The following is a 16,470-nucleotide window of genomic DNA, read 5'->3' as shown; positions in this document are numbered from 1 at the left end:
AATATGCTTAAAAATCGATGGCAAGTCGTGCCAATGCGATTTTTTCTTGTTCAATTGTTACTGTAATTTTACGCGTTTTAATGCGTACTTCCATCACTAATGTATGTTCATCGTATGACGTTAAGTAGCCTTGGAATTCCTTCATGTCCTTAATGGGCTCATAGGTTTTAACATAAATAAATTTGCCAATCGCTTTTTCAAAATCAGTGTCTTTTTTCAATGGACGTTCTGCTCCAGGTGAAGAAACTTCTAAATAATAGTTTTGTGTAATTGGATCATTTTCATCCAATAGCAAACTTAGTCGTTCACTAACTTGAGCGCATTGTTCAATGTCAATTCCACCTTCAGGTGTATCCACATAAACACGTAAAAACCAGTTACGTCCTTCTTTTACGAACTCGACATCTACAAGCTCAAGATTCAACTCTTCAACAATCGGTTTAGCGAGCTCTTCAATTAAAGATGGTACTTTGCTCATTGTTTCCTCCTGTATCTATCAAATTCTGGCGTAATAAAACAGAAATTCCACCAGTAGCTTTGGTGAAATTTAACGGTCTTACCTGCTGTTAGTCAAAAATTTGTTTTGCTACGGTATAACAACAGAAAAGAGCGGGAAGGTCCCACTCTTTTGCTGGAAAAATATCAACAAATTATTACCATAAGGATAGCATAGTTTACAGCACAATGCAAATTTCCTTTTTCTAGACATCTATTAGGTATAGCCATAATTTGTGTCTGGAAATTGAATTTTATACTTAATTTAAGCTCATCACCATATCGTGGAGGTGATTTCCGTTCCGACTGGGCGCTTTCCTAGGGGCGTCCGATGAGCCGCTTCACTCGCGATGCTCGCTCCAGGGTCTCGGGCCAACAGATGCCTTTTGCGCGAAAGCGTGAGTGCAACGTAGCGGCAGCATAGGGTTTTGGTTTTGTTTGTGCCAAAGCGCAGCGACAGCAAAATGGTCTGCGCGAAAGCGAAGCGGCAGCGGCAACAGCAGGATGTTGGTCACGAAGGCGTTATCACAGGACGTGATGCTTTTAGCCTTCGTTCCTCAATATCGCTGGTCCCCGAGGAGTCGCCCAGTCTCCACTCCAATCAGCTTATATGAATGACCTATGTCTTAACAAAAGTCATCTCTACTTTGATGACGAACTTAATTTGATCAAAAATCGGATAAGTTATTCATAATTGATAGTGATACAATTAGACATCGCTTGATACAACACTATCATATTGAAGATTAGAAAAGTGATAACTGATTGGCATCAGGCATTCCTTCTAAACAACCCAATTGATCCATGTATTCTATTAACGTTTTGGATACACGACCTCGTTGCTGTAAATCTTCCTTCGATAAAAATTCTCCGTCCTCACGTGCTGCCACAATTTGTTTAGCAACGTTTGTACCAAGTCCAGGTATCGCATCGAATGGTGGAATTAAAGAGTTCCCATCAATGATAAATTCACTAGCTTGCGAACGATATAAGTCCACTTTCTGGAAGTTGAAACCACGCTCACACATTTCAAGTGCTAATTCCATTACAGTTAATAGGTTTTTCTCTTTTGTTGAAGCCTCTAAGCCCTTCAGATTGATTTCATCAATTTTAGTACGAATCATTTGCGGACCTTGTACCATGGCAATTAAATCAAAATCATCTGCACGAACTGTGAAATACGCTGCGTAATAAAGGATTGGGAAATGTACCTTAAACCATGCAATACGCACTGCCATTAACACGTAGGCGGCAGCATGGGCTTTTGGGAACATGTATTTTATCTTTTTACATGATTCGATATACCAGCCTGGTACTTTATTCGCTAGCATTTCCGCTTCAAATTCGTCAGATAATCCTTTCCCTTTACGCACGGATTCCATAATTTTAAACGCCAGTGACGGTTCTAAATCTTGATAAATTAAATACACCATAATATCGTCACGACAGCCAATTACTTCTTTCAGCACACATGTACCATTTTGAATTAACTCTTGCGCGTTACCAAGCCATACGTCTGTTCCATGTGATAGTCCTGAAATTTGCACGAGCTCCGAGAATGTTGATGGCTTTGTATCTTCAAGCATTTGGCGTACAAAACGGGTACCGAACTCTGGAATGCCGAGTGTTCCTGTCTTACAGCCAATTTGTTTTTCTGTTACGCCTAAAGTTTCTGGCGAACTAAAGATTTTCATAACGACTGGATCATCTGTTGGAATGGTTTTTGGATCTATCCCTGATAAATCCTGCAACATCCGAATCACAGTCGGATCATCGTGCCCCAGTATATCAAGTTTTAAAATATTATCGTGAATGGAGTGGAAATCAAAGTGCGTTGTACGCCATTCTGCATCCTGTGCATCCGCAGGGAATTGTACTGGTGAGAAATCAAAAATATCCATATAATCTGGTACTACGATAATTCCTCCAGGGTGCTGTCCTGTTGTACGTTTTACGCCTGTACAGCCTTGTACTAAACGATCTACCTCGGCACCGCGGAAATGTAGATTATTATCATTGGCATAGCCCTTTACGTAGCCATACGCTGTTTTCTCTGCAACTGTACCGATTGTTCCTGCACGAAATACATAATCTTCACCGAATAATACCTTCGTATAATTATGGGCTTGTGGTTGATATTCCCCGGAGAAATTCAAATCAATATCAGGTACCTTATCTCCTTTAAAGCCAAGGAACGTTTCGAATGGGATATCTTGCCCATCCTTTTTATAAGGTGATCCACATTCCGGACAATCTTTATTTGGTAAGTCATAGCCTGAGCTTACTGAACCATCATTAAAAAACTCTGAATGCTTACAATCTGGACAAACATAATGAGGAGGAAGTGGATTTACCTCAGTAATCTCCATAAAGGTCGCCACTAATGAAGATCCAACTGAACCACGGGAACCTACTAAATAGCCATCAGCTAATGATTTTTTCACAAGCTTCGCAGAAATTAAGTAAATTACTCCGAAACCATGACCTAAAATCGACTTTAATTCCTTTTCAATTCGGGCCTTCACGATTTCTGGTAGCTCTTCTCCATATATACTATGAGCCATTTCATAAGTTAAATTTGTGACCTCATCATCTGAGCCTTCAATTTTTGGTGTGTATAGATCATCTTTAATGGGCTTAACATCACCAATCATATTTGCGACTTTTTGAGAGTTGGTAACAACTACTTCTTTCGCAAGATCCGGCCCTAAAAAATCAAATTCTTTAAGCATTTCATCCGTCGTTCTGAAATGAACCTCAGGCAGCTTCGATCTATTTAATATGTTGGCACCACCTTGAGAGCCAATTAGTATTTGTCTAAACATCCCATCTGTCGGATCTAAGTAATGAACATTACCGGTTGCTACAACGGGTTTATCGATTTTCTTCCCTAGCTTTACGAGCTTGCGAATAATATCTTCAAGTGTCCATTCATCACGTACGACATTGCGCTCAATTAACGGTGCATACACGGCCTTTGGTTGAACTTCAATATAATCATAGAATCTCGCAACTTGCTCTGCTTCCTCTGGGGATTTATTCATCATCGTCTCAAATAGCTCACCATTATTACAACCTGATCCGATTAATAATCCTTCTCTATATTGCTCTAAGACCGCTCGTGTGACACGAGGAACACGATAGAACGTTTTTGTATGGGAGTGGGTGACTAATTTAAATAAATTTTTTAGTCCAGCATTATCTACAGCTAATATCGTACAATGCATTGGTCTTCCCTTTTTATAGGCGTCCCCGCCACCAACATGCTTATTAAAGTCGTCGTGATATTTAATACCTAATTCATCTGCATCTTTTAACAGCTGTAAAAGTAAGAAGCCGGTTGCTTCGGTATCATAAATAGCTCGGTGATGCTGAGTTAAATCGATATTGAATTTTTTACAAAGTGTATTTAGTCGATGGTTTTTCATCGTTGGATAAAGTAATCGAGCTAGCTCCAATGTATCAATAACTGGATGAATTGTTCCCTCTAATCCATATTTTTTATAGCCTGTGTATAAGAAGCCAATATCAAATGATGCATTATGGGCTACTACTATACCATCTCCGATAAATGCATGGAACTCCTTAATGACTTGTTCCACTTCTGGCGCGTTACGTACCATATCATCTGTAATGCCTGTCAGTTCAATGGTAGTGGCTGAAAGTGGGTGATGGGGATTAGCAAAGCTTTCGTATTTGTCGATTACCTGCCCATCTTTAATTTTCACCGCGGCAAGCTCAATGATTGTATCGTAAGCAGTAGATAGACCTGTCGTCTCTACGTCAAACACGACATAAGTATCATCATCTAATAATCGGTGCTCAGCTGCATAAGCAATCGGTACACCATCATCTACTAAGTTCGCTTCCAATCCATAAATAACTTTTATACCATGTTTCTTCCCTGCTGCATAAGCCTCTGGGAAGGATTGTACAACAGCATGGTCGGTAATAGCCACGGCTGGATGACCCCACTTCGCAGCCTGAGAAACAAGTCTATCAACTGGTGTCACAGCGTCCATTGTGCTCATTGGTGTATGCAAATGCAATTCAACCCGTTTTTCTCCCTCTGGTGCCTTATCCTGTCGTGTTTCTTTTTTGATTTCATTAATATCGTTTGCCATAACGATTAAATCACGAATGAATGTGTCAGTTTGTACGGAGCCTCGGACTTTTACCCACATACCCTTTTTCAAATGTTGCATAAGTTCCGCATCATCATTATCACGTGAGAACATTTTTACAACGATGGAATCCGTATAGTCGGTAATTTTAATTTGCAATAAAGAACGACCGCTTTTCAGCTCTTTAACTTCTGCATCAAATACAAAGCCTTCAATGATTACACGACGTTCTTCCTCAACAATGCGTTTAATTTCCATTGTTTCATCATCTTTAATTAACATACCAAGTTGGAATGGTCGATCACCAAGATTCGCAAGAGCAGGATTTTCTTTCTTCTCCTTCTCACGTTTTTGGTAGTCTTCTATCGCTTGCTGAGCTAAAGCGGCTTCTTCCAAACGCCTCTGTTCCATGAAAGCTTCCTGTGCCGCAATCATTTCTTCTGTTTGATCTTGAAGTACGAAATCTAGCACAATATGCGGAAAGCCGAACTGACTATAGCTTGCAGAAAGCTTTTCTGCATACTTTGTTTTCAGCATCATAAATTCCATTTCCTGCATGCAGGATAACGTAATTTTTTGCCCATTCCACATAGGGACTTGCGATACTAGGCAATTTTTTAAAGGTGGCGCCATATCATCGATTTGCTCTACTACTGTTAACCAATATTGTTGGACAAGCTCCTCCGTCACATTTTTCTCTACCGTATCAAAAGTTGTGTGGATTTCAGCGATAGCTGAAAATTTCTCAGCTAAACGAGTACGAAAAAGTTGGTATAGCGAAAAAGGAAGTATATCTCGTAATTTAATGGCGAAATTCCATAGCCTGTTCTTTTTGTGTACAGTTAGTCGTGATAATTCACCTTCCTCAAAAAAGGACATATACACATCTTCTGTTAATTCTAGTTGTTGCAAGAGCGTTTGAAACCTTACTCTTGCTTCTTGTTGCTGTTCCAATCTATTGACACCTACTTTCAGAAAGAGACAGTCTTACATGCCCCATTTTTATTTCCTCACCAACATTTACAATTTGAAGAAAAAAATTCGCACCCTTTCCACGGGCGACCGTCAAGCTTCACAAATCCTAAACATCTATGAATTCATGCTTGGCTCGCTGTCCCCGAGAAGTGGCGCGAATTTTTTATCTATTTAATACCATTTAGGACAGCGGTTCTTCTAAAGGAATTTAATGTTTGCGGAAAAATTCATTTAAGCGATCAATGACCTCTTCTTTTTTCCATTCGAACGTTTCACCTGTTTGACGGAATTTAACCTCAACAATACCTTCAGTTGCTTTTTTACCTACTGTAACACGGACAGGTAAGCCAATTAAGTCAGCATCTGCGAATTTAACCCCTGCACGCTCTGCACGATCATCTAATAGCACATCATAACGGTATGATTTTAATAAACCGTATAGCTCATCAGCTAAGGCAACTTGTGATTCATCTTTCGTATTAACAGGTACAACATGAATATCATAAGGAGCTAATTGTGTTGGCCAAACAAAACCATTTTCATCTTGGAAATGCTCTGCAACAGCAGCTAAAATACGTGATACTCCAATACCATAGCATCCCATAATAAATGGCTGTGCCTTACCTTGCTCGTCTAAGAATGTACCATTCATTTTTTCAGAGTAAGTTGTTCCTAATTTGAAAATATGACCAACTTCAATACCTTCTGCAAATTTGATAATACCTTGTCCATCTGGAGATGGATCACCCTCTTGAATAAATCGAATATCCAAGTATTCATTCACTGCAAAATCTCGCTCTGGATTTACATTTACTAAATGGAACCCATCCTCATTTGCACCGGCTACACCGTTACGAATCGATTTAATAGCATTGTCAGCTACTACTTTTACGTCTACTGGTAATTTAACAGGACCGATTGAACCAACTCCACAGCCTAATAATTCGCGGATTGCCTCTTCACTAGCAAGTTCAACAGAACCAGCATCCAGTGCATTTTTCAGTTTAATATCATTAATTTCGTGATCTCCACGAGCAAGAACAACTACTAATTCACCATCTACGTCAAATACTAATGACTTGATGACATTTGAAGAGTCAACATTTAAGAAAGCTGTTACTTCTTCGATCGTTTTTTGATTTGGTGTTGCCACTTTTTCAAGGTCTTTTAATGTTGCATCTGATGGTTGATAGTCTACAAGAACTTCTGCCATTTCAATGTTCGCAGCATAGTCAGATGTATCAGAGTATGCAATTGTATCTTCCCCAATTTCAGAAAGCACCATAAATTCATGTGTACCTTTCCCACCAATTGAGCCTGCATCTGCAATAACTGCACGATAGTTTAAACCAAGACGAGAGAAAATATTTGAATAGGCACGATACATATCATCATATGTTTCATCTAAACTTTCACGCGATGCATGGAAAGAATACGCATCTTTCATAATAAACTCTCTGCCTCGTAGTAAACCAAAGCGAGGACGTTTTTCATCACGGAATTTAGTTTGAATTTGATAAAGTGTTAACGGTAATTTTTTATATGATTTAATTTCATCACGTACTAATGTTGTAATCACTTCTTCATGTGTTGGCCCTAATGCGAAATCACGATTATGACGATCCTTTAAACGCATTAATTCTGGACCATATTTTTCCCAGCGGCCTGACTCCTGCCATAGTTCCGCAGATTGTAATGAAGGCATTAAAAGTTCAATTGAATTGATTGCTTCCATCTCTTCACGAACAATATTTTCTATTTTTGTTAACACACGTTTTGCAAGCGGTAAATACGAGTATACCCCACTTGTATTTTGACGAATAAACCCTGCACGCAGTAATTGCTTATGTGATTTTACCTCTGCATCAGCAGGTACTTCACGTAGCGTTGGGATAAATGTTTTACTTTGCTTCATTCAGTGTTCCACCTTTTTTAATAAATAAGTTTTATACTCTAATTAGCATAAACAAATTTAGCTTTGAACGCAATGTTTCAAAAAAATTGCGCTCAAAGCTATGTTTTTCCAATCAATTTTCACCTTGGCGAAATTGCCAGGGCTTCCTCTAAATAATGTTTCACTTGAAAAACTTAACTTCATTTATTAGATCAATTATGCCTAGGCATAATTGCGTCCGAAATCGGCTTTGTGCTTGCACAAAGAACTCCCTTCCGATTTCGTGACATCCGCCGGAGGCTTTAACATATTTCAGCGGATGTTTGGCATCTGCTGAAATATGTTAAAAGAAAAATCTTTGTATATCGTTCCATGTAACAACAACCATTAAGATCATCAATAGTACGATACCTACAAAATGCACAAGACCCTCTTTTTGACGATCGATTGGTTTACCTCTTACTGCTTCGAAGCCGAAGAACAATAGACGGCCACCGTCAAGTGCTGGAAGCGGTAATAAATTCATAATTCCAAGGTTAATACTTAACATCGCAGCCCAATTCATTAAATTCATGAATCCATATTGAGCTACCTGCTCAGTCGCTTTATAAATGCCTACTGGACCTGATAACGCATCAATCGTGAATTTACCGGTGATTAACATACCAAGCAATTCAAATATTCGAGCAGTCATAGTATACGTTTCTTGAGCGCCATAAACAACAGCCTTTAACGGATTAAATTCACGCGGGCTCTCATACTTAACCCCTATTTGACCGTATTTTTCGCCATTTTGTTCTACTTCTTTAACCGTCATATTTAGGTTAACTCGCTGACCATCTCGTTCAACCGTAACATTAATATTTTTGCCTGGATGATCTTGTACAATGGCGGCTAAATCTTGCCATTTTTCAACCGCTTGTCCGCCAATGTCAACTACTTTATCACCTGCAAGCATGCCAGCCTGTGCAGCTGGATCATTTTCCACAACTTCTGTTATGATTGGCTCATACGTAGGTACACCATTAATTAATCCAATTAGCAAATAAATAACAAAAGCTAATATAAAGTTAAATAACGGACCAGCAAAGATTGCCATAGCACGTTGACCAACTGTTTTAGCGTTAAATTGACGATCATATGGGGCGATTAACGTTTCTTTACCGTTTTCTACGAGCATACAATCTCTTGCGACATTATAACGAACTAATTTTTCTTCTTCATCATAGCCTTCTACAAACAATGCCTTTTCTAAATCGGCACGCTCAACTTCTAAAAATAATAAATCTGGTAGTTGCTTATTATTTTGATTAAAGATTATTTTCTTTACAACATTATCTTCATCTACAATAAGCCCTACTCGGTAACCCGGCTGTAGTTCGGTACCATCCATGTCCTCACCAGCCATACGAACGTAACCACCAATTGGCAGTAAACGTATTGTATAGATTGTTTCACCGTGTGTTTTCCCATAAATTTTTGGTCCCATACCGATTGCAAATTCTCGAACCATAATGCCTGCTCGTTTCGCAAACAAGAAGTGACCAAATTCATGAAAGAATACAAGTAGGCCAAATATTAAAATAAATGCAATAGCTGTTTGCATAATACCCCACCTTTAAAAGCGAATAGTTAACGATATCTTCTCTCTTTATTTTACCATGTTTAACACTGTTTTTCTTGTTTCACTGTCTACATGCAAAATCGTTTGCAAATCTGGTACTGCTATATTGTTATGTGCTTGCATGACACGCTCAATCGTTTCATCAATTTCAAGGAATGTTATTTTCCCTTGTAAAAATGCCGAAACTGCCGCTTCATTCGCTGCGTTCATCGCTGTTAAAATTGTACCGCCTGTGCGCCCTGCCTCATATGCTAGACGTAATGCTGGATAACGTTCTAAATCCATTTCTTTAAAATGAAGTTGACCAATTTGTGCTAAATTAAGTCGTTGTCCGTTATGCAGTGGCATACGATCTGGATAGCTTAATGCATATTGGATAGGTACACGCATGTCCGGCGTACCTAGCTGTGCAATGACACTAGTATCATGATACTCAACTAGGGAGTGAATAATACTTTCTTTATGCAAAAGTACATCTATTTTATCATAGGGCATATCAAATAAGACATGTGCTTCAATAACTTCTAGTCCTTTATTCATCATTGTAGCTGAATCGATCGTAATTTTTGCACCCATTGACCAATTCGGGTGGTTTAATGCATCTGCAACCGTAACATGCTTCAATTCCTCGCGTGTTTTGTCACGGAAGCTACCACCAGAAGCTGTAATAATTAATCGTTCAATATTTTTCGGATTCTCACCATTCATCGATTGGAAAATCGCAGAATGCTCACTATCTACTGGTAAAATTGTTGCATTATATTTCTTGGCCTCTGCCATTACTAAATGTCCAGCGGTTACAAGCGTTTCTTTATTGGCGATGGCAATTTTTTTGCCCCTGCGAATTGCAGCTAATGTCGATTCTAGTCCAACGCTTCCAAGAACCGCGTTTACAAGCACCGTTGAATCAGGATGTGTAGCAACCTCTACAAGCCCTTTTGCACCAAACGTAAACTGTACTTGTGGATATTCTTTAGCGAGCATAACTGCATCTTCTTCTAATTGAACAGATACAAGCTCTGGCTTTAAAGTTTCAATCATTTCACGCGTTTTTTCGATATTTTTTCCTGAAGAAAACGCTACTAAATGAAAGGCATCGCGTTGTTCTTTTAAAATATCATAGGTTTGCCAACCGATTGAACCAGTTGCACCAAGTAAACTAATTTTTTTCACGACAAATTGTCCCCTTTTTCTATCTCAGCAAATGATATAGCACGATTATTACCACTCTGTCTAGAGGAAAATGCTATTATTATGGCTCATCATCAAATCGTAGAGTTGATATCGGTTCCGACTGGGCGCTTTTTTAAGGCGTCCGATGAGCACCTATTGTTTTTAGTTACCAAAAAAGTTGTAAAAAATGTAGTAAAGGCACGACGAATAGCAGACTATCAAAGCGGTCTAAAATACCGCCATGCCCAGGTAAAATATTTCCTGAATCCTTTACATCAAAATGTCGCTTTATAGCAGATTCCACTAAATCGCCCATTTGCCCAATAATTGACGCAATGATTGTGATGAAAATAAGTGAGACATAACCTTTTGCAAATGGATAAATTGCTTGCATCGCGATAGCAAAGATTACAGCTATGACAATGCCACCTACAAAACCTTCCACAGTTTTCTTCGGTGAAATTTCAGGCCAAAGCTTATTTTTACCTAATTTTCTTCCAACAAAATATGCACCTGAGTCAGTTGTCCAAACTACTAGTAAACAATATACGACAAACTCTAGACCATAGTTTCGTGTTTCAATTAAGAAATGGAAACCTAATCCGACATAAAACGCACCTAATAAAATAAATGCAACTTCATCGAATGTAATTTTATTTTTCACAAGGACTACGTAAATGAGCAATAGCATCATTAGACCATACACAACCATTAAATCAGAGGAATAGCCAATTGCTTCTACTACTTTACTTGACCAGTCCTTTGGTATAACAAGTAGTATTAATGTGAGTAGCCCTAAAAAACCAGGCACTGAAAAAAGTGAAATACCTTTCATTTTTAGTATTTCATAAAAGCCGACAACAGCCATTGCAAGCACAAGAATTGTAAATGGCACTTTTCCATAAATAACAAATGGAATAAATAGCGCTGCTGCAATTATTGCTGTGATAATTCGTTGTTTCAAGTTGTTCCTTCTCCCTTCAACCCACCGTAACGGCGATTACGTTTCTGGTAGTTTTCCACCGCTTCCAGTAAGTTTTCCTCGCTAAAATCTGGCCACAATGTATTTGTAAACCAAAATTCTGTATAGGCGAGCTGCCATAACATAAAGTTGCTTAAGCGTACTTCACCGCTTGTTCGAATTAATAAATCTGGCTCTGGCAGATGAGCTGTCATTAAATGAGATGTCAAACATTCTTCTGTTATTTCTTGCATCGTTAATTGACCATCCTGCACCTTTTGAAGCATTGTTCTCATGGCGCTAACCATTTCGGAACGACTTCCATAATTCAGGGCAAAATTTAATATTAATCCTGTATTATGTTTCGTTTCCTCCATCGCCTCATACAACGCTTTTTGCGTATGTGCAGGTAATAAAGATGGATCCCCTATCATTTCAACACGTACATTACGTTCCATCATTTCAGGTAAAAAGGAACCTAAAAATTCTACAGGTAAACGCATTAGAAAATCGACCTCAGGTTTTGGTCGCTTCCAATTTTCTGTAGAAAACGCATATACCGTTAAAACTTTAATACCTAAATCGGATGCAAATCTAGTTACCTTTCGGACTGTCTTCATACCCTCGTGGTGCCCAGCAACACGTGGCATGGCACGTTTCTTCGCCCAACGTCCATTTCCGTCCATAATAATCGCTACATGGGCAGGAATCGGCTCGTTTTTAGCAAGGGCAACACGTTCCTCCAATGATTGTGAATCCATATTTATTTGTTTACCTAATAGCTTTTTAAACATGCTAACTCCCCCACTACAACTAATCGGACGTATACTAACCTATCATAACAAACAAAAGCGCTTTTTGTCTTTTTTTCCCCTCTAAATTGACTATGTATGAACTATCTTATTTTAGAACTACACACATTTTAGGATCACCATAACGTGGGGTTGATTTCCGTTCCGACTGGGCGCTTTGCCGCTGACGCTTCGCTTTCGCGCAGAGCAGAGCTTCCTGGGGGCGTCCGACGAGCCACTTCACTCGCGTTGCTCGCTCCAGGGTCTCGGGCCAACAGATGTCTTTTGCGCGAAAGCGTGAGTGCAACGTAGCGGCAGCAGCACGATGTTGGTCACGAAGGCGTTATCACAGGACGTGATGCTTTTAGCCTTCGTTCCTCTACCGCTAATCCCCAAGGAGTCGCCCAGTCTCCACTCCAATCAACTTATCCTCATGACATACGTTTTAAGAAAATGTCATCCCCAACTTTTGGTTGATAATTCTTTTATAAAGAAAGGCTAGAAAACTTTTTTCACGCCCACTCAAGTATGATTATTAAGAGGTATTTCCCTTATCTCGTTCATTCCTCAATAATGTTTTTCTCTTCACGTAAAAAACAGTTCTTCTTAATCTTAAAAGAAAGAAAAAATAGTTGAAAGGTATTCCCTAAAGCAATTAATGTTTAATGTATAAGACTTTACTAAACCTTTTACATAATCATTTAAAAGTAAAGAGAAAAGACGTCCTTTATATATATAGGACGCCTTCATCTCATCAAAAAGTTCCATCATAGATATGCAAAGCAAATTATGCTTACACTTCTAAAATTTCTTTTTCTTTCTCTTTCGTTACTTGATCTACTTTAACAATAAATTCATCCGTTAATTTTTGAATATCTTCACCATATCCACGTAGACCATCTTCTGTGATTTCGCCAGCTTTTTCAAGTTTTTTCAGATCATCATTAGCATCGCGACGAACATTACGTACAGCGATTTTTGCATCCTCTGCTTCTTTTTTCACTTGCTTCACAAGATCTTTACGACGCTCTTCTGTTAAAGCCGGGATCATTAAACGAATAACAGATCCATCATTAGTTGGTGTAATACCAATATCCGATTTCATGATTGCTTTTTCGATTTCACCTAAGATTGTTTTATCGTAAGGTGTAATAACTAATAAGCGCGCTTCTGGTACCGAAACACCTCCAAGCTGATTAATCGGTGTTGGTGCACCATAATAATCAACCGTAATGCGATCTAATAGAGAAGCATTTGCACGACCTGCTCGGATTGAAGCTAGTTCACGTGAAAAAGCGGCAATTGTTTTGTTCATTTTTTCTTTAGCTTGTTCTAATACTTGTTTAGCCATTATGCGTTCCTCCTAACAACTGTTCCAATTTTCTCGCCTTGTACGGCACGTTTAATATTACCTGGTTCCGTAATTGAGAAGACAATTAACGGAATATCGTTATCCATACATAGAGTAGAAGCTGTTGAATCCATTACTTGTAAGCCCTGTTGAATAACGTCTAAGTATGTGAGTGTATCATATTTAACGGCAGTTGGATCTACTTTCGGATCTGCGGAATAAACACCATCTACATTATTTTTCGCCATTAAAATCGCATCTGCGTCGATTTCAGCAGCTCGTAATGCAGCTGTAGTATCCGTAGAGAAGAATGGGTTACCTGTACCTGCTGCAAAAATTACTACACGTTTTTTCTCTAGATGACGAACTGCTTTACGGCGAATATATGGCTCTGCTACTTGTGTCATTACAATTGAAGATTGTACACGCGTTTCAATTCCTAATTTCTCCAGTGCATCTTGTAACGCTAAAGAGTTCATAACCGTTGCTAACATACCCATATAGTCGGCTGCTGCACGATCCATTCCCATTTCGCTACCGATTTTTCCACGCCATATGTTACCGCCACCTACAACAACAGCAACTTCTACATCAAGATCTACTACTTCTTTTACTTCTTCTGCAACAGCCTTGATTATTTTTGGTGATAAACCGAAGCCCGCTTCTCCAGCTAACGCTTCACCACTTAATTTAATAACTACTCGTTTATATTGTGGCACACTCATTGTAAACCTCCGTCAGACTTTATTTAAAACATCTCTATTCCCTTTTCCATTATAGTATAAATAACAATAATTTCTAGTTATGAATAAGGCAAAATAGAAAATTATGTGGCTCAACACGATAAAGTTGGTTGATTCCCGTTCCGACTGGGCGCTTTGTAGCTGTCGCTTCGCTTTCGCGCAGCGCAGAGCTTCCTGGGGGCGTCCGATGAGCCGCTTGGGGCAACAGGTTGTTGGTCACGAAGGCGTTATCACAGGACGTGATGCTCTTAGCCTTCGTTCCCCTATCGCTTATCCCCAAGGAGTCGCCCAGTCTTCACTCCAATCAACTTATATACATAGCATACGATTTAACAAATGTTATCCGCAACTTTTGGTGACGAGCCAATTATATTTTTTTCGCTAATCTCGGAAAAATAGGGAACACGCTATGTTGTGTTCCCCATTTTTTGTCTAGAAAATCTAGATATTATTTGATTAGGATCAAATGCAAGCTAAATTAGTTACCTTTAACTTGGCTCATTACTTCTTCAGCGAAGTTGTCTTCACGTTTTTCGATACCTTCACCAACAGCATAACGTACGAAGCCGTTTACTGAACCTCCAGTTGAAGCAACGAAAGCACGTACTTTTTGATCTGAATTTTTAACGAATGTTTGATCAAGTAAGCAAACATCTTCGAAGTATTTACCAAGACGACCTTCAACCATTTTTGCTACGATGTTTTCTGGTTTACCTTCGTTAAGAGCTTGTTCAGTTAATACTTTACGCTCACGTTCAACTTCTTCAGCAGAAACTTCATCGCGAGAAACGTAAGTAGGGTTAATAGCTGCAATGTGCATAGCAACATCTTTTGCAGCAGCAGCATCTGTAGAACCTTCTAAAGTAACTAACACACCGATACGTCCGCCCATGTGTAAATAAGAACCAAATGCATCTGCATCAGTTTTTGTTTTCACTTCGTAACGACGAAGAGTGATTTTTTCACCGATTGTTGCAACTGCAGTTGAAATTTGGTCAGCAATTTTCACACCTTCAGCATTTGCAAGCTCTAATGCAGCTTCAACTGTTGCAGGTTTAGCAGCAAGTAATTGCTCAGCTAGAGAAGCAACTAATACTTGGAATTTTTCGTTTTTAGAAACGAAGTCAGTTTCAGCGTTTACTTCAAGGATGATTGCTTCGTTACCTTGTTCTAAGATGTAAGTTGTACCTTCTGCAGCGATACGGTCAGCTTTTTTAGCAGCTGAAGAAAGACCTTTTTCACGTAGGAAATCGATTGCAGCATCTAAATCGCCATCAGTTTGTACTAACGCTTTTTTACAATCCATCATTCCAGCGCCAGTTTTTTCGCGTAATTCTTTTACTAATTGTGCAGTAATGTTTGCCATTTAGTGTTTCCTCCTCAAATTGGTTGTATAAATTTTAGTGATAGGTTCTAAAAAAGGTGATAAGGGTCCTGAGCCACTTATCACCTTTTTCTAAACGTGAATTACTCAGCAGCAGCTTCTACAGCTGGAGCTTCTTCTTCACCTTGTTTTGACTCGATTAAAGCGTCAGCCATTTTAGCAGTTAAAAGTTTAACAGCGCGAATAGCATCATCATTAGCAGGGATTACGTAGTCGATTTCATCTGGATCACAGTTTGTATCAACAATACCTACTAGAGGGATGTTTAATTTAATAGCTTCTGCAACAGCAATGCGTTCTTTGCGTGGGTCAACCACGAACATTACGTCTGGAAGAGCGTGCATATCACGGATACCGCCTAAGAATTTGATTAGACGTTCGTGTTCTTTTTTAAGTTGGATTACTTCTTTTTTAGGAAGAACTTCAAAAGTTCCGTCTTCTTCCATTTTTTCGATTGCTTTCATACGTGCAACACGTTTTTGAATAGTACCGAAGTTTGTAAGAGTACCACCTAACCAACGTTGGTTGATGTAGTAGTTACCTGAACGTTCAGCTTCATCTTTGATCGCTTCTTGTGCTTGTTTTTTCGTACCAACGAAAAGAACTTTACCACCATCTTGACCAACTTGACGCATGAAGTCATAAGCTTCCTCTAATTTTTTAACAGTTTTTTGTAAGTCGATGATGTAGATCCCGTTACGCTCAACGAAGATATATTTCTTCATTTTTGGGTTCCAACGACGAGTTTGGTGACCGAAATGTACACCAGCTTCAAGTAATTGTTTCATAGAAATTACTGACATGTGTATTTCCTCCTAGTATGTTTGGTTTTTATCCTCCGCATTTATCACTTGCAACAAGCTACCCTAAGCAATAGAGCACCACTTACTACATCAAAATGCGTGTGTATTAATAACACCATTTGCAACTATATCATAGCTTTACCCTATTCGCA

General features: G+C 39.0%; 11 protein-coding genes. All 11 read right to left on the bottom strand.

What is annotated here, in order from left to right; all coding sequences use genetic code 11:
* Positions 1 to 7 precede the first annotated feature (7 nt).
* Positions 8 to 478 carry a ribosome maturation factor RimP gene (rimP, locus tag ABE34_RS09350; protein WP_079560495.1) on the bottom strand — a complete coding sequence of 157 codons (471 nt, stop codon included), beginning with the start codon at positions 476 to 478 and terminating at the stop codon, positions 8 to 10.
* A gap of 763 nt (positions 479 to 1,241) precedes the next feature.
* Positions 1,242 to 5,573: a PolC-type DNA polymerase III gene (locus ABE34_RS09345; RefSeq protein ID WP_197141952.1), complete on the bottom strand. Its 4,332-nt coding sequence runs from the start codon at positions 5,571 to 5,573 to the stop codon at positions 1,242 to 1,244.
* Between the two features lie 229 nt (positions 5,574 to 5,802).
* A complete protein-coding gene (locus ABE34_RS09340) occupies positions 5,803 to 7,509 on the bottom strand; it encodes a proline--tRNA ligase (protein WP_197141950.1) in 1,707 nt (568 codons plus the stop codon).
* 322 nt (positions 7,510 to 7,831) lie between these two features.
* Positions 7,832 to 9,094 carry an RIP metalloprotease RseP gene (gene rseP, locus ABE34_RS09335; RefSeq protein ID WP_197141947.1) on the bottom strand — a complete coding sequence of 421 codons (1,263 nt, stop codon included), beginning with the start codon at positions 9,092 to 9,094 and terminating at the stop codon, positions 7,832 to 7,834.
* A gap of 45 nt (positions 9,095 to 9,139) precedes the next feature.
* Positions 9,140 to 10,285 (bottom strand): 1-deoxy-D-xylulose-5-phosphate reductoisomerase, encoded by a 1,146-nt coding sequence (gene dxr / locus ABE34_RS09330; RefSeq protein ID WP_197141946.1) that lies wholly within the window; start codon positions 10,283 to 10,285, stop codon positions 9,140 to 9,142.
* Positions 10,286 to 10,451: 166 nt separating this feature from the next.
* A complete protein-coding gene (locus tag ABE34_RS09325) occupies positions 10,452 to 11,249 on the bottom strand; it encodes a phosphatidate cytidylyltransferase (RefSeq protein WP_197141945.1) in 798 nt (265 codons plus the stop codon).
* The gene (locus ABE34_RS09320) at positions 11,246 to 12,040 is read right to left on the bottom strand and encodes an isoprenyl transferase (protein ID WP_079560490.1); all 795 of its coding nucleotides are present in this window, start codon (positions 12,038 to 12,040) and stop codon (positions 11,246 to 11,248) included. The genes ABE34_RS09325 and ABE34_RS09320 overlap by 4 nt, the downstream gene beginning before the upstream one ends.
* Positions 12,041 to 12,830: 790 nt before the next feature.
* Positions 12,831 to 13,388, bottom strand: a complete 558-nt coding sequence (frr, locus tag ABE34_RS09315; protein ID WP_079560488.1) for a ribosome recycling factor — start codon at positions 13,386 to 13,388, stop codon at positions 12,831 to 12,833.
* Positions 13,388 to 14,113 carry a UMP kinase gene (gene pyrH, locus ABE34_RS09310; RefSeq protein ID WP_197141944.1) on the bottom strand — a complete coding sequence of 242 codons (726 nt, stop codon included), beginning with the start codon at positions 14,111 to 14,113 and terminating at the stop codon, positions 13,388 to 13,390. Before pyrH ends, frr begins: the two co-directional genes overlap by 1 nt.
* 496 nt (positions 14,114 to 14,609) lie before the next feature.
* Positions 14,610 to 15,497 carry a translation elongation factor Ts gene (gene tsf, locus ABE34_RS09305; RefSeq protein ID WP_197141943.1) on the bottom strand — a complete coding sequence of 296 codons (888 nt, stop codon included), beginning with the start codon at positions 15,495 to 15,497 and terminating at the stop codon, positions 14,610 to 14,612.
* Positions 15,498 to 15,598: 101 nt separating this feature from the next.
* Entirely contained in the window at positions 15,599 to 16,318 is a 720-nt protein-coding gene (gene rpsB / locus ABE34_RS09300) for a 30S ribosomal protein S2 (RefSeq protein WP_049668466.1), read from the bottom strand.
* Between the last annotated feature and the right edge of the window lie 152 nt (positions 16,319 to 16,470).

The sequence above is a fragment of the Lysinibacillus sphaericus genome (genome assembly GCF_015844675.1).
Lineage (GTDB): Bacteria > Bacillota > Bacilli > Bacillales_A > Planococcaceae > Lysinibacillus > Lysinibacillus sphaericus_E.
This window is presented reverse-complemented; position numbering and strand designations above follow the sequence as displayed.